The 20838-nt window shown below is 65.0% G+C and carries 19 protein-coding genes and 1 pseudogene; 8 read left to right on the top strand and 12 right to left on the bottom strand.

All coding sequences use genetic code 11. From position 1 onward, the window contains the following. The 5 genes from HMA55_RS08270 to HMA55_RS08250 all read right to left on the bottom strand — a co-directional run. Window positions 1-276, bottom strand: a 276-nt coding sequence (locus tag HMA55_RS08270) for a transposase (RefSeq protein WP_181191559.1), incomplete at its 3' end; no start/stop codon positions are given. Between the two features lie 53 nt (window positions 277-329). Beyond that, complete coding sequence (locus HMA55_RS08265) at window positions 330-1331, bottom strand: endonuclease domain-containing protein (protein ID WP_181192571.1); 1002 nt, start codon at window positions 1329-1331, stop codon at window positions 330-332. Window positions 1332-1391: 60 nt separating this feature from the next. Next, on the bottom strand, window positions 1392-2123 hold the full coding sequence (locus HMA55_RS08260) for an ABC transporter permease (protein ID WP_181192570.1): 732 nt from the start codon (window positions 2121-2123) through the stop codon (window positions 1392-1394). Next, window positions 2116-3057, bottom strand: a complete 942-nt coding sequence (locus tag HMA55_RS08255; protein ID WP_181192569.1) for an ABC transporter ATP-binding protein — start codon at window positions 3055-3057, stop codon at window positions 2116-2118. The genes HMA55_RS08260 and HMA55_RS08255 overlap by 8 nt, the downstream gene beginning before the upstream one ends. Continuing rightward, entirely contained in the window at window positions 3050-3529 is a 480-nt protein-coding gene (locus HMA55_RS08250) for an NUDIX hydrolase (protein ID WP_181192568.1), read from the bottom strand. Before HMA55_RS08250 ends, HMA55_RS08255 begins: the two co-directional genes overlap by 8 nt. Before the next feature lie 37 nt (window positions 3530-3566). Between HMA55_RS08250 and HMA55_RS08245 the strand changes: the two genes are divergently transcribed. Genes HMA55_RS08245 through HMA55_RS08235 form a run of 3 tightly spaced genes read left to right on the top strand, consistent with a single transcriptional unit; the run spans window position 3567 to window position 8346 of the window. Beyond that, entirely contained in the window at window positions 3567-4949 is a 1383-nt protein-coding gene (locus tag HMA55_RS08245; protein WP_181192567.1) for an MCP four helix bundle domain-containing protein, read from the top strand. Next, a complete protein-coding gene (locus HMA55_RS08240) occupies window positions 4946-5950 on the top strand; it encodes a glutamate ABC transporter substrate-binding protein (RefSeq protein WP_257802488.1) in 1005 nt (334 codons plus the stop codon). The genes HMA55_RS08245 and HMA55_RS08240 overlap by 4 nt, the downstream gene beginning before the upstream one ends. Then, a complete protein-coding gene (locus HMA55_RS08235; protein WP_257802489.1) occupies window positions 5947-8346 on the top strand; it encodes a serine/threonine protein kinase in 2400 nt (799 codons plus the stop codon). Before HMA55_RS08240 ends, HMA55_RS08235 begins: the two co-directional genes overlap by 4 nt. Window positions 8347-8378: 32 nt before the next feature. Here the strand turns inward: HMA55_RS08235 and HMA55_RS08230 are convergent, their stop codons facing one another. Together HMA55_RS08230 and HMA55_RS08225 are read right to left on the bottom strand one after the other, a co-directional pair. Then, a complete protein-coding gene (locus tag HMA55_RS08230) occupies window positions 8379-10808 on the bottom strand; it encodes a hypothetical protein (protein ID WP_181192565.1) in 2430 nt (809 codons plus the stop codon). Window positions 10809-10814: 6 nt separating this feature from the next. Next, the gene (locus tag HMA55_RS08225) at window positions 10815-12911 is read right to left on the bottom strand and encodes a Rib/alpha-like domain-containing protein (protein ID WP_181192564.1); all 2097 of its coding nucleotides are present in this window, start codon (window positions 12909-12911) and stop codon (window positions 10815-10817) included. A 148-nt stretch (window positions 12912-13059) separates the two neighbouring features. On the opposite strand from HMA55_RS08225, the gene HMA55_RS08220 reads away from it, so the two are divergent. From HMA55_RS08220 to HMA55_RS08200, 5 genes are all read left to right on the top strand, one after another. Next, a complete protein-coding gene (locus HMA55_RS08220) occupies window positions 13060-13221 on the top strand; it encodes a hypothetical protein (RefSeq protein ID WP_181192563.1) in 162 nt (53 codons plus the stop codon). Between the two features lie 81 nt (window positions 13222-13302). Beyond that, a complete protein-coding gene (locus tag HMA55_RS08215) occupies window positions 13303-13548 on the top strand; it encodes a hypothetical protein (RefSeq protein WP_181192562.1) in 246 nt (81 codons plus the stop codon). A gap of 51 nt (window positions 13549-13599) precedes the next feature. Beyond that, window positions 13600-13827, top strand: a complete 228-nt coding sequence (locus tag HMA55_RS08210) for a hypothetical protein (RefSeq protein ID WP_181192561.1) — start codon at window positions 13600-13602, stop codon at window positions 13825-13827. Window positions 13828-13863: 36 nt separating this feature from the next. Continuing rightward, window positions 13864-14064 (top strand): hypothetical protein, encoded by a 201-nt coding sequence (locus HMA55_RS08205; RefSeq protein WP_181192560.1) that lies wholly within the window; start codon window positions 13864-13866, stop codon window positions 14062-14064. Between the two features lie 51 nt (window positions 14065-14115). Continuing rightward, window positions 14116-14280, top strand: a complete 165-nt coding sequence (locus HMA55_RS08200; protein WP_181192559.1) for a hypothetical protein — start codon at window positions 14116-14118, stop codon at window positions 14278-14280. 527 nt (window positions 14281-14807) lie between these two features. Here HMA55_RS08200 and HMA55_RS11565 read toward each other — a convergent pair. From HMA55_RS11565 to HMA55_RS08180, 5 genes and pseudogenes are all read right to left on the bottom strand, one after another. After that, window positions 14808-15218, bottom strand: a pseudogene (locus HMA55_RS11565) (Rib/alpha-like domain-containing protein); the annotation flags it as partial. A gap of 457 nt (window positions 15219-15675) precedes the next feature. Then, window positions 15676-16881 carry an acetate kinase gene (locus tag HMA55_RS08195; protein ID WP_181192558.1) on the bottom strand — a complete coding sequence of 402 codons (1206 nt, stop codon included), beginning with the start codon at window positions 16879-16881 and terminating at the stop codon, window positions 15676-15678. Continuing rightward, window positions 16882-18231, bottom strand: coding sequence for a phosphate acetyltransferase (pta, locus tag HMA55_RS08190; protein ID WP_181192557.1), 1350 nt, complete (start codon window positions 18229-18231; stop codon window positions 16882-16884). 79 nt (window positions 18232-18310) lie between these two features. Continuing rightward, window positions 18311-19504 carry an ATP-grasp domain-containing protein gene (locus tag HMA55_RS08185; RefSeq protein WP_235961864.1) on the bottom strand — a complete coding sequence of 398 codons (1194 nt, stop codon included), beginning with the start codon at window positions 19502-19504 and terminating at the stop codon, window positions 18311-18313. Between the two features lie 142 nt (window positions 19505-19646). Further along, window positions 19647-20720 carry a hypothetical protein gene (locus tag HMA55_RS08180; RefSeq protein WP_181192556.1) on the bottom strand — a complete coding sequence of 358 codons (1074 nt, stop codon included), beginning with the start codon at window positions 20718-20720 and terminating at the stop codon, window positions 19647-19649. Window positions 20721-20838 lie beyond the last annotated feature (118 nt).

Raw genomic sequence — 20838 nt, 5'->3', positions numbered from 1 at the left:
ACCTAACGTTGCAGCCGCATCCGGTACCGACATACCTGAAGCCACCAACGCCACCGCGTCGTCGATGAGCTGGTCGCGTGCACGTGCCAACGCCTTCATCGGTGGGAGCGCACCTGCTTGCTTGACCCATTCATAAACCGTGCCCTCTGCCACACCGGCATCACGAGCAATCTCGCCGACATCATCGCCTGCAACAAGCCGCGCCACAGAAGCAGCCTTCACATCTTTCGGAGTCCAACGGCCAGCCACAACAACCTCCAAGTCGAGGTGGCGCATTCACCCACTGACAACTCCGCGGACTTTCACCATTTGGAATTCACCATTTGCTGTTAAAGCCCCAGCCGCTTCGCCAGCGCCTCGGGGAAGAACTCCTGTCGGCTCGGCCCTTGCGGCTGGTACAGGCGCGGAGCCTCCCGCAGGTGACGCGATTCCTCTTCGAGCATGTCGAGCACTCGGCGCACCACAGCCACCTCGTTGCGGTTGATTTCGCTGGGCGTCACTCGCAGGATTTTGAACCCGTGCTCCTTCAACCAGTTCTCGCGGTCCAGCTGCTTCGCATACATCTCCCCCGGACGCTCCTTCAGCTTTTCCCGGCCGTCGATTTCGATGATCACGTCTCCGACGAGGATGTCTACCCGGTACGGGCCGATGAGCACCTGGGTGTGGCAGGTGATGCCGTGCTCTTCCAAGATGAGACGCAGAAGCGTTTCGTACGCCGACTCTGAGCGGTTGGTCGCCTTCGCAAGCGCGCGTCGTGCGTTGCCGATGCCCTTCGTCCCCCTCATGCGCTGCATCATTGCCCAGCATTCCTGCCGGATGAGGCCGGCCTGGTCGTCGGAGCAGCCCGTCAACAGGCTTTCAAACGCGACGATGCCGGAACGCTCACCCGCGCTGCGGGCGATGTCGATGGCGGTGCGCACTGCGTTGGTAAACCGTATCCCCGCCCGATTAACCACGTCTTCGTCCGGGACGGCCATGCGCTTGTACTCAATGCCCGGGCTCTGCGCTTTGGCAGATGGCGGCTTTCCGCTCGGGAGCGCGACTTGCACGCCTGGTTTGGTGTCGTAGTGCACCCACACTCCGCAGACCCGCGCCGCGGAAAAGCCCACAAGGATCGCTTTGGTGCTTTGCCTGGAAGCGGCGCAGCTGCGGAGAAACTCCTGCTCAAAGGGCTCCAGGCTCTTCCACTGCGCTGCATCAATGTAGAGCGATGTGGTGAGCTGGCGCAGCTGCCCGGTTCTGATGCGGGAGTGTGTGGTTTGGTCGTGAGCTGTGACTCTGCGGATATCCACAAGCATCTCCAGCAGCGCATTCTTGCGAGCCCCATCCATGTCGAACCCCCCGTTCGTTTCATCCAGGGAGATGGTAGCGGAGGATCCGGCAAGCCGCACCTACGCGTCGCGCGCCTCCAGCGTCAGCACCCCGGCGACCCACACCGCCACGGCCCACACCACGAAGATGAGCAGCGACACGGGCAGCGACCAGTTCGCGGTGGGCTGGTCGGTCATGAACGCCATGAGGTTGCCAAACGGGAGGTACTTGGCCACGTCGGCCCCGAAGCGCGGGATGAGTCCCACGATGGTCTCCACCAGCAGCATCATGCCCATGCCGACCACGATTGCGCCGGAGGTGTTGCGCACCAGCCAGCCCACGCCCTGCTGGAACACGGTGATCAGCGCCATCCCCAGCGGCACGGCCCACAACGCGCGGTGGACCGCTTTGTTGGAGAGCCAGTTTGCGGGGACGGTGGCGGTGAGGTCGCCAAGCGCGAAGGCGACGGCGAGGCCCACCAGGGTGACAAGGAAAGCCAGGAGTGCGCCGAGCAGTAGCTTGGCGACGGCCACCTGCCACCGCCTCGGCGCCACCCGGAAGTTGGTGGCGGGGATGCCGAAGCGGTACTCGGTGGTCACCACCATGGATTGCTGCACGATCACGATGATCCCGGTGGTCAGCGCCACAGTGGCCACCACGGTCATGGGCACGTACGGCATGCCGCTGACGCGGGAGGTGTAGCCGAACAGCGCCCCGTAGAAGGCGCTGAACAGGACGATCAGGCCGGCGGTCCACCAGAAGGAGGCGGTGGAGCGCAGTTTGGTCCATTCGGCCGGGAACAGGTTAAGCATTTCGACCTCCGGAGACGTACTGGGCGTGGCCCTCGGTGGATTGCATGTAGGCCTCTTCGAGGGAGGCGCGGCGCTCGGACAGCTCGGATAGCGGTACGCCGGCGCTAAACGCGACGCGGCCGACCTCGTCGGATGTGCGGTCCGGAACTTCGAACACGGAGCGGCCGTCCGCGTCGGTCGCGCGGCGGAACGGCATCGCCGCCTCGGCGTGCTCCAGCGCGGATGCGAGTGCCGCCGCGGCGTCCTCGGTGGGGGTGCGCACGATGGTGGTCACGCCGGAGTTGGTGCGGATGAACTCCGCCACGGAGGTGTTGGCCACCAAACGCCCGCGGCCGATGATGATCAGGTCTTGGGCGGTCTGGGCCATCTCCGCGAGCAGGTGGGAAGACACCAGCACGGTGCGCCCCTCCGCAGCCAGGGACTGCAGGAGGCCGCGTACCCAGCGGATACCGGCGGGGTCGAGGCCGTTGACGGGCTCGTCGAGGATGAGGTACTCGGGGTCGCCCAGCAGCGCAGCCGCGATGCCGAGGCGCTGTCCCATACCCAGGGAGAAGCTGCCGACCCGCTTGCCGGCCACATCCGTCAGGCCCACCAGCGAGAGCACCTCGTCTACCCGCGACCGGGGGATCCCAGCAGCCTGCGCCTGCCAGAGCAAGGTCGCGCGGGCGGAGCGGTTGGGGTGGACCCCTTTGGCGTCGAGAAGCGCGCCCACTTTGCGTGCGGGGTTTGGGAGGGCGCGGTACGCAGCGCCGTCGATAAGCGCGGTGCCGGAGGTCGGTTTGTCGAGACCCAGGATCATGCGCATGGTGGTGGACTTCCCTGCGCCGTTGGGGCCGAGGAAGCCGGTGACCACGCCGGGTTTAACCGTGAACGTCAGGTCATCCACCGCTTGGACGGAGCCGTACCGTTTGGTCAGGCCTTGCACTTCAATCATGCGGATCAGTATGCACCATGGCAGTTTTGAGCACAGTGCTTAACGACGCCGCGAAGCCCGGATGCAGCTCAAACCCCGCAACGTCGCGGAGAGGAACCCACCGAAGTTCCTCGGACTCTTCGTTGGCGGTGACGGGCAGCGGGGCGTCGCACAGCGCGATGACGGTGGTGTAGCTCCACCCGGGCAAATCCGTGGTGACCACCTCGTCCACCACGCGCAGCCGCTCCGGGTCGATCCCGCACTCCTCCACGGATTCGCGCACGGCGGCTTCGGCCGGGGTTTCGTGCGAGTCGCGCGCGCCACCGGGCATGCCCCAGGTGCCGCCCTGGGCGGTCCAGGCCGCACGGTGTTGCAGCAGCACTGTCGCCTCTTCGCCCGTGCCGGAAACGAGGAAGAGACCGGCAGCGCCGTACTTGCCCCAGAGTTTTGTGCCGTTGGGTGCGGTGACCCAGCCGTTTCCGTCGCCAAGCATGGCCCCCACTGTAGGTGGGAACAGTTATTATTGCGGAATGGTGACGCAGCCGGTGAGCGACGACGCGTGGCTCGAGGAGCTCGAGGCGCGGCCCGCGCACCCCCGCCTCCACGGTGTCATCCACGGGCCGTTGGCTGGCCCGCTGCGGATGGGGCGCCGCAGCCGCGCGTTCGCCCAGACCACCCCGGGCAAAATCATCGTGGTGATGGTGCTGCTGACCACCATGCTGCTGGCGGCGGGGTTGTCCATGAGCCAGTCCATGGCCGGGCGCAACCAGGCTCTGGACACCGTGCGCGAGGCCACCGAGCCGATGAGCGCGGCCGCGCACCTGCTGTCCACGTCGCTGCTGCGCGCGGACACGATCGCCGCGGCCGGCTTCGTCCAGCCCGGCCCACTGTCGGAGGGGGATGCGGAGGCGTACGCTGCGGCGATTGATACCGCGGTCAGCTCCGCCGGCGAGATTTACAAAGGCGCTGTGGAGGCGAACTCCCCCACCAGCGCGAGCATCGAGGAGCTGGTCAGCGATATCCTGCGCGACCTGCCCATCTACGTCGGCTTGAATGAGCGCGCCCGGGTGAACCAGCGCATGGGCAACCCGGTGGGCGTGGCCTACATGTCGGAGGCGTCCGGCATCATGCGTTCACGGATGCTGGTGGCCGCATCGGAGATCAACGAGCTGACCCGCGGCGACGTAGCAAAGGAGATGCGCCGCCTGTCCCGTCCCCAGTGGATCCCGCTGTCCGGCCTGCTGGCGGCGCTGGTGTTTCTGGTGCTGACCCAGTGGTGGCTGTGGCGCGTGTTCCGCCGCCGGCTCAACCGCGGCTTCCTCGCCGGCACCCTCGCGGTGGTGGTGGCGCTGAGTTGGGCGGGCGTGTCCAACTACCAATCCTGGCGCTCCGGCTCCGTGGGTTACGAGCGCGCCGCCCAGCCGTGGGAGGAGCTCACCGCCGCGCGCATCGATGCGCTGGAGACGCGCACCGACGAGACGTTCGCGCTACTGCGGCGCCAGTCCGTGGTGCATTCCTCGCAGGCGTTTGACGGGACGTATGCGTCTGTAAGCGCGGCTATTGCGACGGCTGAGGAGTACGGCGGGAGCCAGCAGCTTATCGACGACGCCCGCGCCGCCCTCAACGCCTGGGCCTACGAGCACAACGAGCTGGTGGGCGCCTTGAACAGCGGCAGCTACGACCAGGCCACCGCGCTGCTGGCCTCCGGGGGCGCGGCGGGCGAAACCGCGTTTCGGGAACTGGACGCAACGCTGTCGGAGATGATCGCCGCCTCACGCGAGGACACCCGCGTGTACATCGACGCCTCCCTGGACGCCACCCGCCGGGTCGCCGCTGTAGTGGCGCTGCTGTCGGTGCTGGCCGTGATGTCCACCTGGTTTGGTATCCGCAGAAGGTTGGGTGAGTACCTGTGAGGGCGACGTGGGCCGCCTGTGTTGCGGCTGCTGCGATGTTGGCTGGCTGCTCCGATGCGCCGACGCCGGTGCAGGCCACCATTGAGCCGGAACGGGAGACCTCCCCCACACGCGAGCTGCTGCCGCTGCCGCCCGGCGCGAAGCTGGAGGACGCCGAGGGTATCCCCAACGACCCCTACGTGCCGGCGCGCCTGGACTGGGAGGGCTCCCTGAACCCGCGCGGACGCACTGATGAAACCCCGAACGTGGACCGCATCAAGCGGCGCGGGCGCTTGGTGGTGGGCATAGACCAGTCGCTGTACCTGCTGTCTTACCGCGACACCGCCAGCGGGGAGCTGCAGGGCCTGGAGGTGGACCTGGCCCGCGCAATCGCCGACGACATCTTCGGGGAGAACCATTCCGGGACGAACACGCTGGATCTGCGCTTTGTGGACTCCGCGGCGCGAACGGACGCGCTGAAAAACGGGGAGGTGGATGTGGTTATCCGCACTATGTCCATCACCCCGGAACGGGCGAGGAAAATTGATTTTTCCACCCCGTACCTGACCTCGCGGGTGAGAGTGCTCGTGCCGCGGGACCGTGGCGTGGAGGACATCAACGGCCTGGACGGAAAGACGGTGTGCATTGTGGATGGCACAAATTTGTCCCAGATCGCGCGCACGTTCACCCCGCACTCGGCGCTGCTGAGCACCCGCTCCTGGTCTGACTGCCTCATGGCAACCCAGCAGTTCCAGGCGGACGCGATCGTGGCGGACGATTCCATTCTGGCGGGCCTGAGCGCCCAGGACCCGTACGCCACAATCCTGCCCGGCACGCTGGCCACCCAGTATTACGGCGTGGGCGTGGCCAAAGGGCAGGACGATCTCGTGCGCCAGGTCAATACCACGTTGGAGCGCATGCGTAACGACGGCACGTGGTCCGAGCTCTACTCCACCTGGCTCGGCGGCTCCATCGCGGAATCCGCCCCGCCGCCGCTGATGTACCGGAAGGAGGGGCAGTGAGCGAGAAACCCGCAGAGCCCCAGCGCACCGAAGCGGTCGCCTTCGACCCGTTCGCCGATGACGAGGAGCCGGGCACCGAGGCGGTCGCCTTCGACCCCTTCGCCGACGACGGTGACGACGCCGAAGGGTGGGATTCCGACGGAGAGACCGACTACTCCGCCATGGGCGAGATGGCCGGGCTGCTCAAAGACCTGGACAAGCTGCGCAGGGGCGGCAACCGCGAGGACACCTCCCAGCGTTCGCGCCAGCAGGCGTTGGACACCTTCCGCGAACGCCGCGGCACCCGGCGCGCCACCCGCGTCGTCGCCGACGGCATGGTGGAGCTGCCCTGGGTGGAGCCTACCGAACCGGAAGAGGCGCTGATCGACCCGGAACCGGCCGTGGTGAGAAAGGGCATCGCCCCGCCGGTGCTGCAGCCCGGCGACGTGGTGGCCGGCCAGTACGAAATCATGGGCGTTATCGCCCACGGTGGCATGGGCTGGATCTACCTTGCCCAAGACCACTATGTGGCCGGGCGCGTGGTGGTGCTCAAGGGCCTGCACTCCACGGACAACCCGGACGAGGCGGCGGCCGCGGCGGCGGAGCGCGAATTCCTGGCAGACATCACGCACCCCGGCATCGTGCAGATCTTCAACTTCATCGACGACCCGCGCGTGCCCGGCGGGTTCACCGTCATGGAGTACGTGGGCGGGCCGAGTTTGCGGGCGTGGCGGAACGCGTCGAAAAGCGGTGTGCTCGAACCGGACATCGCCATCGCCTACATGCTCGAGGTGCTGCCGGCGCTGGACTACCTGCACTCGCGCGGGGTGGTGTACAACGACCTGAAGCCCGACAACATCATCGTCACCGAAGACCAGGTCAAACTCATCGATATGGGGGCGGTCTCCGGCATCGGTGCCTTCGGCTTCATCTACGGAACGAAGGGGTTCCAGGCGCCGGAGGTGGCAGCAAAGGGCCCCTCTATCGCTTCCGACGTGTACACCGTGGGCCGCACCCTGGCGTCGCTGGTGGTGGACCTGCCGCAAACGGACGGCGTGTACGAGCTGCGGATCCCGTCCCCCATCGAGGAACCCCTGTTTCGCCAGTACACCTCCCTGTACCGCCTGTTGGCGCGGTGCTGCGATGATGACCCCGCGCGGCGCTTCACAAGCCTTGCGGAGCTAGAGGCGCAGCTGCTCGGCGTCCTGCGCGAGGTGTTGGCGGTGCGCGACGGGCGCACTTTCCCCGCGCAGCACTCGCTGTTTTCCCCGCAACGTACGACGTTCGGCACGAAGCACCTCGTCTTCCGCACCGACCAGCTTATCGACGGCATCGCGCGCAGCGTGGACATCTCCCCGCAGGAAGTGGTCGCCGCGCTTCCCTCCCCGCTGATCGACCGCGCCGATGTCGGCGCCGCCATGCTCCAAGGCTCCTCCTACGCCGAGCCGCGTGAGACGTTGGAGACCCTGCGCCAAGCCATGTCCACACCGCAGTACGAGCACTCCGTGGAAATTCCTTTCGGCGTGGTGCGCACCATGCTCGACCTGGGCCTCACCTCGCAGGCGCGCACATGGCTGCGCTCGATGACGGACCGCTTCGGTGCGAATTGGCGGTACTCGTGGTACGCGGGTGTGGTGGAAACACTCCTGGGCGACTTCGCCGCCGCGAAGCAGTCTTTCGCGGAAGTGCTAGATCTTCTGCCGGGCGAGGCCGCGCCGAAGCTCGCCCTCGCCGCGGTCAGTGAGCTCATTCTGCAGGACGGCGGGTACCAGGAGAGCGAGTTGCTTGACGACGAGCTCGCGCCCGCAGCCGCCGGCCTCGCCCAACAGCTGCGCGACGTGCCAAACACCGTGTTCGAGCACATGGCCGCTGCCGGAATCACCGATGAGACCTGGTCCATGACCGTCACCTCCGCCGAAGGCCTGCGCTTCCACGCAACACGCCTGTACGCGCTGGTGTGGCTGACCAACCCCACCACCGTGTCCTCCGCGTTCGGGCTCGCACGCATGCTGATGTGCGAAAGAGAGGTGGAGCTAGCCATCAAGGCGTTGGATAAGGTGCCGAACTCCTCGCGCCACTACCGGATGGCGCAGCTCACGGCGATCCTGTGCCTAGTTGTGGGTGAACCCAGCGAAGCCCAGATCCGTCTGGCAGCGCGGCGGCTGGAGCAAATCCCGTCCACCGAGCCCAGGTTCTTGCAGATCAAGGTGTCCGTCATCGAGGCCGGGCTAACCTACCTGCGCTCGCACAGCGGGGCCAGCGCAGCGCCTCTGTTTGAATACCCGTTCACCGTGCGGGGCTTGCGCCGCGGGTTGGCGCTGACCCTGCGGGCGCAGGCACGGGTGGCCCCGTACCCGAAGCACCGTTACGCACTTGTGGACATGGCCAACAAGGTGCGCCCCGCCACCTGGTTCTAGAAGCAGGGGGCGGCACTACGAGTGGCCGGCGGCTAGATCACGCCAGACATAACTGCGGCCGCACCGCCGAGTCCCAGCACCGCCAGGATGGCGATGATGGCACCCACGATCGCGCCGGTGTTGCTGCCGCCCTTATCGCCCGCGGCACCGGTGCCAGCCTGGGCGGCCGGTGTCTGCTTCTGGGTAGCAGGTGCGCTCGGGCGCGTGGACGGCTTCGGAGTGGATCTCGGCCCGGAGACCTCACCGTTGAACTCCGTCACGGCCGGGCCGCGGCTACCGGGCTGCACCGCACTGTTCGCCGCGGTGGGCACCGGCGCCGGCCTGGCCAGCACAGGCTTCGCGGGATCCGGCTTACCCACGGTGTCTTGCGCCTGCTCTAGCAACGGCGAGTTGCTCGTTTCCAGCTCCTTGACCAGTTGGTCCATCTGGGTGGTGGTGTAATTCAGCACCGAGAAATCGATGGTCTCGTCCGCGACCAACTTGTTGTCCGCGTTGTACACGCGGAACTTCACCGGCATGGTGGCGTCCTTGTAGCCGGCGGTGTTGGCGATGGGGACCTCGACCGGGATCTTCGCGTGCTCCGAAAGTGCGCCCTCCACCGGGTATTCCTTGCGGAACTTCCCGCCCGGGTAATCCACCTGCAGGGTGAACTTGTGCAGGTCGATGCCCAGGTTCGACAGCTCGATGTTCACATTAGAATCCGAGCGGTTCGCAATGATCACGTTCTTCTTATCCGTGTCCACACGCAGGCCGGCCTTGCCGTTGTTGCGCTCAGCCGCAAGCACCACGAGTTCGTCCACTCGCGGGTGGTTATGGCCGGCGGTGTCGGTGGGCTCGGACACACCCGCGGTGCCGTTGGCCTTGGCAATCTCCCCGTTGACCAGGTCCAAGTTGGCCCAGTCCGGAAGGATGTTGTAGCTGCCCTGGTAGCAGCGCTTCGAGCCGTTGCGGCAGGCGAGCGGCTTTGGGATCCCGTCCCACGAGGTGGACGCGGTATCCGAGTAGTCGAAGTAGCTGAACTGGTACAGGTAGTTCATCACAGACCGGTACTTGGGCACATAGGCGCTATCCGGCTTCGCAACGCTAGACGCGCCCGAGTGCGTCAGGCCCAGGTTGTGGCCGAACTCGTGGAGGATGGTGTTTCGCATCTGCTCCTGCGACGTCATCAGGTAGTTCTTCGCCACATAGAACGCGCCGTCCGAAATCAAGCCGTTGCCGGAAGACAGGTTGCCGCGTTCCTGCTGATCACCGATGATGCCCACGCGGAAGACGGACTGGCGCGCACCGAGCAAGTCCTTACGGTCCTTGAGCAGGCGCACACCAGGTACCTCAGCCCGGCCGTTTTCGTCCTGGAAGTAGATCGGCGAGTAGTCGACGGTCGGGCCGCCCTTCCGCTCGGTCAGGCCTGGGATGTTGCTGTAGTAGTCACCCGCGTCGATGTGCAGGTTGTAGCCGCGCTTGTCAAACAGGTCCACAAGATCATTGAGGATGGCGCGCGACGGGCGGTAGACGTTCACGTTCGCGTCCGCGCACTCCAGGAATTTCCGGAAATCGTCTTCGGAGGCGGCGTATTCGCGCTTCTCTGAGCAGCCCTTCGTCTCCCACTCGGACTTCATCCAGTTGAGTTGGAGGAACAAGTCCTTGCGGTTCGGGTCCGCGCCCCAGCGGTGCAGCGGAAACTCCACGCCGTTCGCGTCCGTGTAGCCGTTGATTTCCCAATCATCCGGCAGACCATCACCGTCGCTGTCCTTGAGCGCCTCATTGGCGTCGCCGTGGATGCTCACGCGCGCAGAAAGAGCATCGCCGACGGTTTGCCACACACCTGCCTGGTAGCGGGACCCGTTGTCGCTGCCTGCTGCCGCGGCCGCTTGGCTCTCGCCTCGGCCCGTCGATGCGGCGTTGTGGAACTTCGACCGCAGCTGGTACCGGCCGCCGACGTCCACCGTGTATTCGCCGTTTTCGGGCTCCCCGGTGGAAATGGTGTAGTCGTACGACATGAGGCCGTCTGACAGCACGATCCGCAGATCGCGGTTCTGGCCGGACAAGTCGCGCAAGTCCACCTTCACGTCCACGTCCGTCGGAGAAACGGTGAAGGTGCGTTTGAGCTCCACCCCAAGTTTCGGGTCGGTGTGCGTGAGTATGACCAGGTCCTTGCCTGCGTTAGACGCTGTATCCACGCGGGTTGCTTCACCCGCAAAGGCGACTTTTGTCCCGTCCACGAACGCATCCACGTACAGCGCCGTCGGCATCAGCCCGTATGTGAGGCTGTTATACATGAGCCACGAGACGCGGCCCTTGTTCACGTCGACGTTCTGGAACCCCTCGGTGGCACCTGTGGTCACGCCCACCTGGTACCCGTTATTTTGATCGATAGCTGCACCAGCGTCGACGGGTAGCGCAAGACCGGCACTGATGCCCAATGCTGCGGCAACTGCGATTGCTCTTTTTCCTGCTCGCATCATGCGTCCTTACATCCACCCGGCTAAAAATTGTAGAACTTGCTCGCGGTTATCGTACAAAACCTTGCAAACAGTACCCAATAACCCGAGCACAGCAAGCGCCCACACCCAGGGTGAGGGGGTCGAGGAGCCCGCCGAGCTTTGCGACGACCCTTCGGCCACCCCAGCATTGTCCACCTCTACCACCGCATTGAACGTGCCAACGGTGCCATCGGCGAACGCGACGTTAAGCGGAATCGCCTGCCGCACGCCTCGGGTTCCTGCCGGGACCTGGACCTCGAGCACACCATTGACCTCGTCCAGCGTGACGTTCCACCCCGGCACACTGAATTCGCCCAGCGAGAAGGCCCGATCCGCCGCGTGCGGGGGCACCGGGAGCGTGTACCGGCTGGTGGTTTCGGGGCGGCCGATCACGGTGACGTCGTCAAGCTTGATGCCCTCGGTGTACGTGTCGGCGCCGCTAGTGGTTTTGACCTCGACGCGGGCGGAGGTAACCAGGTGTGAAGAGTCCGCGAACGTCACCTGCACGGGGATCTCGCGCAGGCCCGGAACGGTGCTGTCGAAGCTGGTGATGGTGAGCTCGCCGGTGCTCGGATCGATCACCGTGCGCAGCCCCGGAACCGTCTTGACCAGCGAGAACGTGCCATGCGACACGCTCGGCCTGAGCGTGGCAGACTGCCCCGCGTTGATGGTGGCGCGGGGGTAATCCACCTCCGTCAGGGCGGCCGTACCCCGCACCGCAGTGGCGGGTACCTCGACGACCCGCTGCGATCCGTCGGCGAACGTCACCACCACCGGCACCAGCGCTGCCTGCGGGTCCTCGTCCGTACCCACGCGGTTCACAATGATAGCACCGCTGACCGGGTCGACGGATGCCTGCCAGCCCGGCGTGTCGAAGGACGCCGCCAGTGCGTACGTGGCGCCTGCGGGCGCGGCAGTCGGCTTCACCTGCGTGGGCGTACCGCTCTCCGTCACCTTAATCGGCCGCCACGCGACGACTTGGTCAGCCGCCTCGGACTTGGTAGCAACGGGCACCCGGATCTCCTGGACCGAGCCGTCCGGCAGGGTGATCTTCAGCGGGATGTCGAAGTTCGCACCCGCCGGAGCATCCTGCGGGACCTTAATGGTGATCGCGCCGGTGTTCGGATCCACCTCCACCGGCAGCGCGGTGAGACCATCCTGCTGGAACGTCGCGCCCTGTGGCAGGGAGCCGTTGGGGAAGATGCGGATGTTGCCATCGGCATCAAAGAACGGCGTGCCGTAGTCCGCGCCGGACGTGGAATCGGTGGCCAACGTCGGACCTTCGACTGCGGAGATGTGCGCGAACACGGTCGGCACCTTCTTGCGCTCACCGGTCTCTGGATCGGTCTCCTCCCGGTCAGACGTGGTGCCGTCGGAGTACAGCACCGTCACGGGAACGGAAATGTCCTTCGCGCCCTCCTCCGGCGCGGTGGCTGTGACAGCGCCGGTCTCCGGGTCGATGCTGACATCCCAGTCGTCATCCCTGTCCTGGGGGAAGAGCTCGTACTGGCCATCTTCCGGCACCGAGTCCTCCAGCACGGGAACCACAACGGTGCGGCCCGCCTGGGCTCCCAGCCCCTCCTTGTACGCTGGGTGATAGAACTCGCTCTGCTCCGCTGCATCAACGACAAACTGCGCGGTAACTTTCTCGGTCGTGCCGTCCGGATAGCGGATGTCCACGCCCACAACGATCGTTTCCCCAGCCGCCATGCTCAACGGTGCATTCACCGTCACCACACCGGTCTCTGGGTCGACAGTGCCGTTAGCAGTGCTGACACTGAAGGTTGTTCCCGCTGGCAATGGCTGTTTTGCGTATTTCACCCCATCCCTGTCGATGGTCGCCACCGGCCGACGGCTGGAATTCGTCCTGCCCGCTTGCACGAACGACTCTTTGTACTCCGCCGTGACGCGGTCCGCGTCGCTGACTGGCGCGGCTACCTCAACCAGGATCGTGCCGCGCTCCCCGTTGTCCGTGATCACGTTGATTGGGTACACACCAGGTGCGACATCACGGTTGGGCTCGGCCACCAGTTGGCCGTCCGCCGCAACCGACACCCACTCCGGCGCGTCATCCTCGATGCGCACGCCGACCGGTTGCTTCGGCTTCTGATTCGGTGCTGCAAATCTTGCGGAGCCAGCTTGGAGCTGAAGCTTGTTCCACACATAATCGCCCGCCGGCACTGGCGCGGTCGGGATCGGCTGGGCGGACGTGCTCGGTTGCTGTGTTGTTGGCTTGCTTGCTGTTGACGGCTTTGTTGTCGGCTGCTGTGTTGTCAGCTTCCCAGACGCACCCGACGTGGTCGGCTCAGTCGTCACCGGCTCAGTCGTCGTTGCGGGGGCAGTGGTAGCTGCCGGAGTGGACGCCTCCGTTGTCGGCGCAGTCGTTCCCGGCTGAGTCGTTGCCGGCTGAGTCGTTGCCGGCTGAGTCGTTGCCGGCTGAGTCATTGCCCCACTGGTGGGTTTCTGACCAGACGTCGTGGGTTTAGACGTCGCACCAGACGTGGAAGGCTTCGTGGAAGAACCAGGCGAACTCGGTTGGGCGGACGTGCTCAGCTGGGCGGACGTGCTCGGTTGCTGTGTTGTTGGCTTGCTTGCTGTTGACGGCTTGCCAGACGCACCCGTCGTGGTCGGCTCAGTCGTCACCGGCTCAGTCGTCGTTGCGGGGGCAGTGGTAGTTGCCGGAGTGGACGCCTCCGTTGTCGGCGCAGTCGTTCCCGGCTGAGTCGTTGCCGGCTGAGTCGTTGCCCCGCTGGTGGGTTTCTGACCAGACGTCGTGGGTTTAGACGTCGCACCAGACGTGGAAGGCTTCGTGGAAGAACCAGGCGAACTCGGTTGGGCGGACGTGCTCGGCGGCTCAGAAGTAGTCGGCCGCTTCGTCGTGGGCTCCTCAGGCGCACCCGACGTGGACGGCTCAGTCGTCACCGGCTCAGTCGTCGTTGCGGGGGCAGTGGTAGTTGCCGGAGTGGACGCCTCCGTTGTCGGCGCAGTCGTTCCCGGCTGAGTCGTTGCCCCGCTGGTGGGTTTCTGACCAGACGTCGTGGGTTTAGACGTCGCACCAGACGTGGAAGGCTTCGTGGAAGAACCAGGCGAACTCGGTTGGGCGGACGTGCTCGGCTGCTCAGAGGTAGTCGGCCGCTTCGTCGTGGGTTCCTCAGACGCACCCGACGTGGACGGCTCAGTCGTCACCGGCTCAGTCGTCGTCACCGGAGCCGTAGTAGACGGCTCCGTCGTCGGCTGAGTCGTCTCAGGCTGGGTGGTCGCCCCACTTGTCGGTTGCTGACCAGACGTCGTGGGTTCCTCAGACACACCCGGCGTGGTCGGCTCAGTCGACGTCGTGGGTGAGGGAGGCGTCGACGACCCCGGGGCAGGTGTGTTGGTCTCGGCGACCTCGATAGTGATGGTGTCCTGGAGGACCTTGTTGTCGGCGGTGATGACGTCGACTACTGCCTCATAGCTCCCCGGCGTCGTCGGGCTGCCAGTGATCACTCTCTCATCGGGGCTGTAGTCCAGCCCCTCGGGAAGGCCTGTGACAATCACCGTGTCGCCCGGATTGGCCGCAACCGGGATGCTTACGGGTTTGCCTGGTTGGATGGCCTCTGAAGGTGCGGTAGCCAACTCCGCGGTTTCCGGATCGGGAAGGGCGGAGCGATCGATCACTCTGATCTTGAATACCGTCTCCACCGGTTTGCCGTCCGAGGTAAGCAGCGGCTGACCGCTGGAATTGCTTACCACCATCGAGCGGACTTCAAACACCCCTGCCTCAGTTGGGGTGCCTTTGAGGTAGACGTGCTGGTATCGCCCAACCGCTCGCCGGTCATCTAGCCAAAGCCCCTGGGGGAACGTGCCGGATTCTGCGGTAAGCGTGGCCCCTTCCGGAACCTTAACTGCACGGACGTGGACCGGCGAAATGGCTTGATCCTTCCAGAAGACCCGGTCCTTTACTGGATCGAACTGGGGCGCGTCCACGAGTGCGATCGTTGCTGTAACGAGCTTGGATGACCCATCCTGGAATGTGACTTTGACAAAGACCGAGATCGAGTCCGGGGCACCGTCTCCACCGCCCGGAAGGGCACGCGCTGAGAGCTCACCCGATGTCTCGTCTAGTGTGACCTTCCAGCCAGCCGGGATGTCTGAAGCCAGCGTGTATCCACTCACAGAGAGTCGAGCCGAGAGGTTCAAATTAGGACGGAGCGTAACGGTCTCGCCGATCCTGGTTGTCGCCGTTGCGTAAGAGACGCGGGCCAAGGTGTTGTTTGCTGCAGCCGCTTGGGATGCCGTGTCGGGCGCTGCAACGGGTTGCACACCGGTAACTACCAGCGAGACGCCGAGTGCGAATGCGGCCAGAGACGTTCCACGGCGGGCCGGCGTCACGTGATCATGCTTCCCGGTCATTACAAGGCCTCTCTTCAAATGGGTACACCGGATTCAGACTAAACCAACAGTAAAAGGTACGTCCTTATGTATTCGCAAATGTATAGCGCACTCCCCCATCAAAACAAGGCAGTGTGATTTCCCGGCTACCCAGGGAGCGCGCTTTGCGCCCCCTTTCAGCTACGACGGTATAGCAGCCGCTAGACGACGTGGCCCGTATTGAAACTCACCCCCAATATCACCTGCGAAAACGCGTGGGTGCTCCGCACGCGGTATAGCAGCCGGCGGCGGGCCGCTATACCGCGTGCGCGCCAGCTCACCGAACCCTGCATAAGTCCAACGCCGAACCCCCCACACCGAACCCACCACACCGACCCCCAATGCAACACGAAAACCCCGGCCTCCAGGCATACATCTGGCAACCGGGGTTCGGCCGAAAGCGGACCCTGCCCGAGGGCGGGCACGTTGCAGTTGCTTGTTATCCCACGCGGGCAGCCACAGCTGCGGCCTTCTGCGCGATGGCGAGCTCCTCGTTCGTGGGTACGACGAGCACCTTGACGGTGGAGTCGTCGGTGGAGATGATCCGCGGGCCGTCGTTAGGCAGGGCGTTCTTCTCCGGATCGACTTCGATGCCGTACATCTTGAGGTTGTCCAGTGCATCCATGCGCACGTCTTGGTCGTTCTCGCCCACACCGGCGGTGAAGGTGATGGCGTCCACGCGCCCAAGCGCGATCATGTAGGAGCCGATGAAGCGCCGCAGCTGGTTGAGGTACACCATGTAGGCCAGCCAGGCGTTCTCGTTTTCATCCTCGATCATGGAGCGCAGCTCGCGGAAATCGTTGACCCCGGACAGGCCCTTCACGCCGGACTGGCGGTTGAGCAGGTTGTCGATCTCGTCGATGGTCATGCCGCCCTGGCGCACCAGGTGGAAGATGATGCCCGGGTCAATGTCGCCGGAGCGGGTACCCATGACAAGGCCCGCGAGCGGGGTCAGGCCCATCGAGGTGTCAATCGGGTGACCGTTGGCCACAGCGGAGGCGGAGGCGCCGTTGCCCAGGTGCAGCACGATCTGGCGGGTGTGCAGCGGGTCGCGGCCAATCAGGGCCGGGACCTGGGAGGACACGAACTCGTGGGAGGTGCCGTGGAAGCCGTAGCGGCGGATCAGGTTCTGCTCCGACACCTCTGCGTTGATGGCGTACAGGGCGGCAGCCGGCGGCAGGTCGCGGAAGAAGCCGGTATCGAATACCGCCACGTGGGGGATGTCCGGAAGCAAGGCGCGTGCGACCTCGATGCCGTCGATGTTGGCCGGATTGTGCAGGGGCGCCAGCGGGATCAGGTCGCGGATCATGTCCACCACCGGGTCCAGGATCAGCTCCGGTTCGGAGAACACCATGCCGCCGTGCACGACGCGGTGGCCGGCAGCGACGATGTCCAACTGGGTGGGGCCGATCCCCTTGGCGTCGAGAAGCTTGAATGTCTCCTGCAGGCCGACGCCATGGGTCGGCACGGGCTTTTGTACGACGAACTTCTGGCCAGCGTGCTTGATGGTGATGCGGCCCTGTGGCTCACCGATCTGCTCCACCAGGCCGGAGACGAACGGGGTGTCGGATGCGTCCGAGGTGGGGTCCACGATCTGGAATTTGATGGAGGAGGACCCGGAGTTGATGACGAGGACGTAGGACATTTACTTCGCCCCCGCCTGAATGGCCGTGATGGCCACGGTGTTCACGATGTCCGGCACGGTCGCGCCACGCGAGAGGTCGTTGACCGGCTTGTTCAGGCCCTGCAGGACCGGGCCGACGGCGAGCGCGCCGCCGGTGCGCTGTGCAATCTTGTAGCCGGCGTTACCCGCCTCCAGGTCCGGGAAGATGAACACATTGGCCTGGCCGGCAACCGGGGAATCCGGGGCCTTCTTCTTGCCCACGCCCGGGTCGCACGCGGCGTCGAACTGCAGCGGGCCGTCGACGACGAGCTCTGGGTCCGCCTGCTTCGCCGCTTCCACCGCGGCGACGGCGCGGTCCACGTCCGGGCCCGAGCCGGAAGTACCGGTGGAGTAGGACAGGATGGCCACCTTGGGGTCGATGCCGAACTGCGCTGCCGTCTTCGCGGACACAGCAGCAATCTCGCCGATCTGCTCCGCGGTCGGGTTCGGGTTCACCGCACAGTCGCCGAAGGCCCACAGGCGGTCCTGCATGACCATGAGGAAGATCGAGGAGACGACGGACGCGCCCGGCGCGGTCTTGATGATCTGGAAGGACGGCTTAATCGTGTGCGCGGTGGTGTGCGCGGCGCCGGAGACCATGCCGTCCGCGAGCCCCTTGTGCACCATCATGGTCCCGAAGTAGGAGACGTCCTTCATAGTCTCGCGCGCCTGCTCGATGGTGACGCCCTTCTTCTTGCGCAGCTCCGCGAAGTCCGCGGCGAACTCCTCGGTCAGCTCGGACTCGAGGTGGTTGACCAGGTTCGCGCCGGAAAGGTCCAGGCCGAGCTCCTGCGCGCGCCGGTTCATGTCGTCCACGTCGCCGAGGATGGTCAGCTCAGCCACGCCCTGCTTGAGCAGCTGGTCCGCGGCCTGCAGAATGCGGTCGTCCTCGCCCTCCGGCAACACCACGTGCTTGCGGTTGGCCCGCGCCTGCTCGATCAACTGGCGCTCGAACACCACGGGGCTCATCACCTGCCGGGCATCGACGTCTTCCACCTGGAGATCCCCCAGATCGCCAGTGCTTATCGACGCTACGACCGCCCCCAACTCTTCAATACGCACCTTCGCGAGGTCAGCCACCGCCTCATCACCCGCGGCGAGCACCACCGGAGCACCGATGGCCGCAGCCAGCTGAGCGTCAAAGTTGTAGTCGCCGGTGCCCACGTACAGCGTCGGCTCCCCAGAAACCTGATCAGAGTTGAAGATTCCGGCCACGCTGTCACCCGTCAGGCGCACAACCGGCAGATCCAGGCGGCTGGCAAGCCGCTGCAGATCCAGCCCGTCGAACGTGCGGTTGGCTAGGGTAACCAGCAAAGATTGGCGTTGAGACATGGCTTCACCTTTCGTCGTGGGCAAACATCCACCAGTTTAGCGGCGACACCGACACACCGACGGACAGAAAAGGTGTGATCTAATTCTCCATCGTGGGCGGCGTGTCCGGCTTGCCGTCGATACGGTTGATTTCCCTTACGGCCTCGTCGGTGCGCTGGCGGGCCTCTCCTGCGGAATCGGCCGTGGCGAGGACGAGCGTGCCGTCGCCAAACGTTCGCACCGTGGTCTCCTCCACCGCCAACGCCGCTGCGAGCGCGCCTTGCGACGGCCACCGGCCCGGCAGAAACCTCACCGCCCCGGGGCTGACCAGCGTGGAATCAATCGGCAACTCCTGCGTGGCGCGCGCCTGAAGGTCGAACTGGTTGACGCGCTGAGTGACCAGAGTGACCAAACCGTCCCGGCTCGGGCGCGGGGTGACCTGCGAAAAATACACGTCCTCGCCCGAGACGAACATCTCCACCGAAAAGATCCCGCAGCTGGCCAGCGCACCCGTGATGCGCGCAGCGATCGAGCGCGCGTTGTCCATCGCGCCCTCCGGCAACGGCGCGGGCTGCCACGCCTCCACAAGCTTGCCCTCGCGGTGCCGGGTGCCAATCGGCTCGCAGAACCACGTTGCCAACTGGCCCGTTTCCGGGTCGATGGAACGCGCCGCGAGGATGGTCACCTCAAAATCGAAGTCGATGAAGCGCTCCACCACCGCGCCCTGGCCCACTCCCCTGTCGGCCTCGCGCCACGCATCCGCGAGGTCGGCGCTGCTGTGGACGAGGCTGAAGCCCTCGCCGTCGTTCGACGTCGGCGCCTTGACCACGCACGGATAACCGATGCGCTCGATAGCGTCCTGCATCTCCTGCGGTGTCTGGGCAAATTCGTAGTCCAGCGTGGGAAGCCCCAGCTCCTCGTTGGCTTGCTTTCGCACCGCCATCCGGTCCGCGGTGTGGCGGCACGCAGCCACGTTCGGAGCCACAACCGCACCGGTGCGTTCTGCGGCCGCTTCCACATCCCCGATCGTGTCCTCCGCATCGCCCGAGGTGACGATGATCCCCGGTCGGAACTCCTCCGCAATCCTCGCGGCGCCGACGCGGGTTTCAAACCCCAGGCGTTTGTAGGCCTGTTCCAGGTCCAGCGCCATCGCGGACTCGCCCAAAATCAGCGCACGGCGCGGCATTTCCATCGGTTCCTCGCTGGCAGCAGGCGCGGCGAGGACGGTGGGGATATCGCCCGTGTCCTCGGCGGAGTGCTCGGAGGGGTGCTCTGCAGAGTGCGGAACAGTCATGGTCGCCAATTATCCCACAGTTGCCTGTACGCGCTGGAATGCAAGCGGGTGACGTGCACAGATCGTCGGACCCAAAACGCCCCCGCTTCCCTTTTAGGGATGCGGGGGCGGTGCGCTGCAGATCAAGCAGTTGCGGTCAGGCTTACTTGGTCACCTTGACGTCCGCCTTGGAAGAACCATCGAGCTGGAACGAGGAGCCGGAATTATCCGAGTCTGCCTCGCCATCGGTGGGCTTGTCGGTGCGGGTATCGCCGTTCCACTGAGCGGAAGAACCATTCTCAGAAGATCCGGAGTCGTTGCCGAGGCAGGCCGAGAGCACTGCAGCAGTGATTGCCAACCCTGCGCCGACGCCAACGGTCGCGAGAGCTGCGGAACCGGCGTTGAGGCCGAACTGCTTCAGCGTGTTGTTCACGCTTTCAACCTGAGCGGCGAGCTCCGGGTTCAGGACACCAGCCTGGTCCTGGATCTGCGCGTTGATGCCGCGAATCTGGGCACCAATCTGATCCGTGAAGTTGGCCGTTCCGCTGAGCGCCAGCTGGGACATGATGCCCAGCGGGATCAGCGCGAGCAGCGGGACACCGAGGCCAACGAGCGCCACCTTGCACTTGTTGGAGATGCCGGAGTTATCCGAAGAACCGAAGATGGAAATGTCACCCTCGGTGGAGGAACCGGTGTTGTCGAGGGAAGAACCGTTGCCCTCGGTGGAGGACAGATCACCCAGTGCCTCCAAACCCGACTTGTTCTCGGTGATGCTGTTCTTGTCGCCTGCAGAGACATTGAACGCAAAGTTCAGCTCAGGACCAACCTTGGGGGTCGCCGTGACCACGACCTTGGTGGTGCCTTCCTTCGGCGCAGTCAGCTTCAGGTTGGAGCCGTCCACGGAAGCGATATCGCTGCCAGCCTTGATCTTGATCTGGGTGCCGAGCGGCAAGGAAGCGATCGTGTCCAGGTCCACGCCTGTGGTCTCGCCCCTCTTTACCGTGACATTTCGCTCAAAGTTGAGGGACTTCGCGTCGGAGTTGGACCCGGTTGCCGCACCGGTGTCGACATTGCCATTGACGGAGGATCCGGCCGTGTCGCCGCTGGAAGTCAAGGCCTGATCAGCAGGCTGAGTGGTTTCCGCGGAAGCGACCGGCGCCAGCGACGGAGCAACAAGAGCTGCAGAAAGAGCTGCAGCGACGAAGACGCCCCGGCGGGCGATGATGTTCTTGGTCATGAATTTCCCTTTCAAAGAAAAAACGACGGATCAGTTCCGGTTAAGACGTGAATGCCAACACTTTTGCCGCACAACGCGCCCTTGCCGTCGACCTGTCCCGTGTATCGCTCCGGAGTGA

The organism is Corynebacterium wankanglinii (assembly GCF_013601005.1).
Lineage (GTDB): Bacteria > Actinomycetota > Actinomycetes > Mycobacteriales > Mycobacteriaceae > Corynebacterium > Corynebacterium wankanglinii.
The sequence above is the reverse complement of the archived record's forward strand: the minus strand, read 5'-3'. Positions and strand labels throughout refer to the sequence as shown.

Coding starts and splice junctions, on each gene's coding strand:
- pta (WP_181192557.1), bottom strand. CDS start 18,231: ATGTCTCAACGCCAATCTTTGCTGGTTACCCTAGCCAACCGCACGTTC.
- HMA55_RS08180 (WP_181192556.1), bottom strand. CDS start 20,720: ATGACCAAGAACATCATCGCCCGCCGGGGCGTCTTCGTCGCTGCAGCT.
- HMA55_RS08260 (WP_181192570.1), bottom strand. CDS start 2,123: ATGCTTAACCTGTTCCCGGCCGAATGGACCAAACTGCGCTCCACCGCC.
- HMA55_RS08265 (WP_181192571.1), bottom strand. CDS start 1,331: ATGGATGGGGCTCGCAAGAATGCGCTGCTGGAGATGCTTGTGGATATC.
- HMA55_RS08185 (WP_235961864.1), bottom strand. CDS start 19,504: ATGACTGTTCCGCACTCTGCAGAGCACCCCTCCGAGCACTCCGCCGAG.
- HMA55_RS08245 (WP_181192567.1), top strand. CDS start 3,567: ATGGTGACGCAGCCGGTGAGCGACGACGCGTGGCTCGAGGAGCTCGAG.
- HMA55_RS08255 (WP_181192569.1), bottom strand. CDS start 3,057: ATGATTGAAGTGCAAGGCCTGACCAAACGGTACGGCTCCGTCCAAGCG.
- HMA55_RS08195 (WP_181192558.1), bottom strand. CDS start 16,881: ATGTCCTACGTCCTCGTCATCAACTCCGGGTCCTCCTCCATCAAATTC.
- HMA55_RS08230 (WP_181192565.1), bottom strand. CDS start 10,808: ATGATGCGAGCAGGAAAAAGAGCAATCGCAGTTGCCGCAGCATTGGGC.
- HMA55_RS08250 (WP_181192568.1), bottom strand. CDS start 3,529: ATGCTTGGCGACGGAAACGGCTGGGTCACCGCACCCAACGGCACAAAA.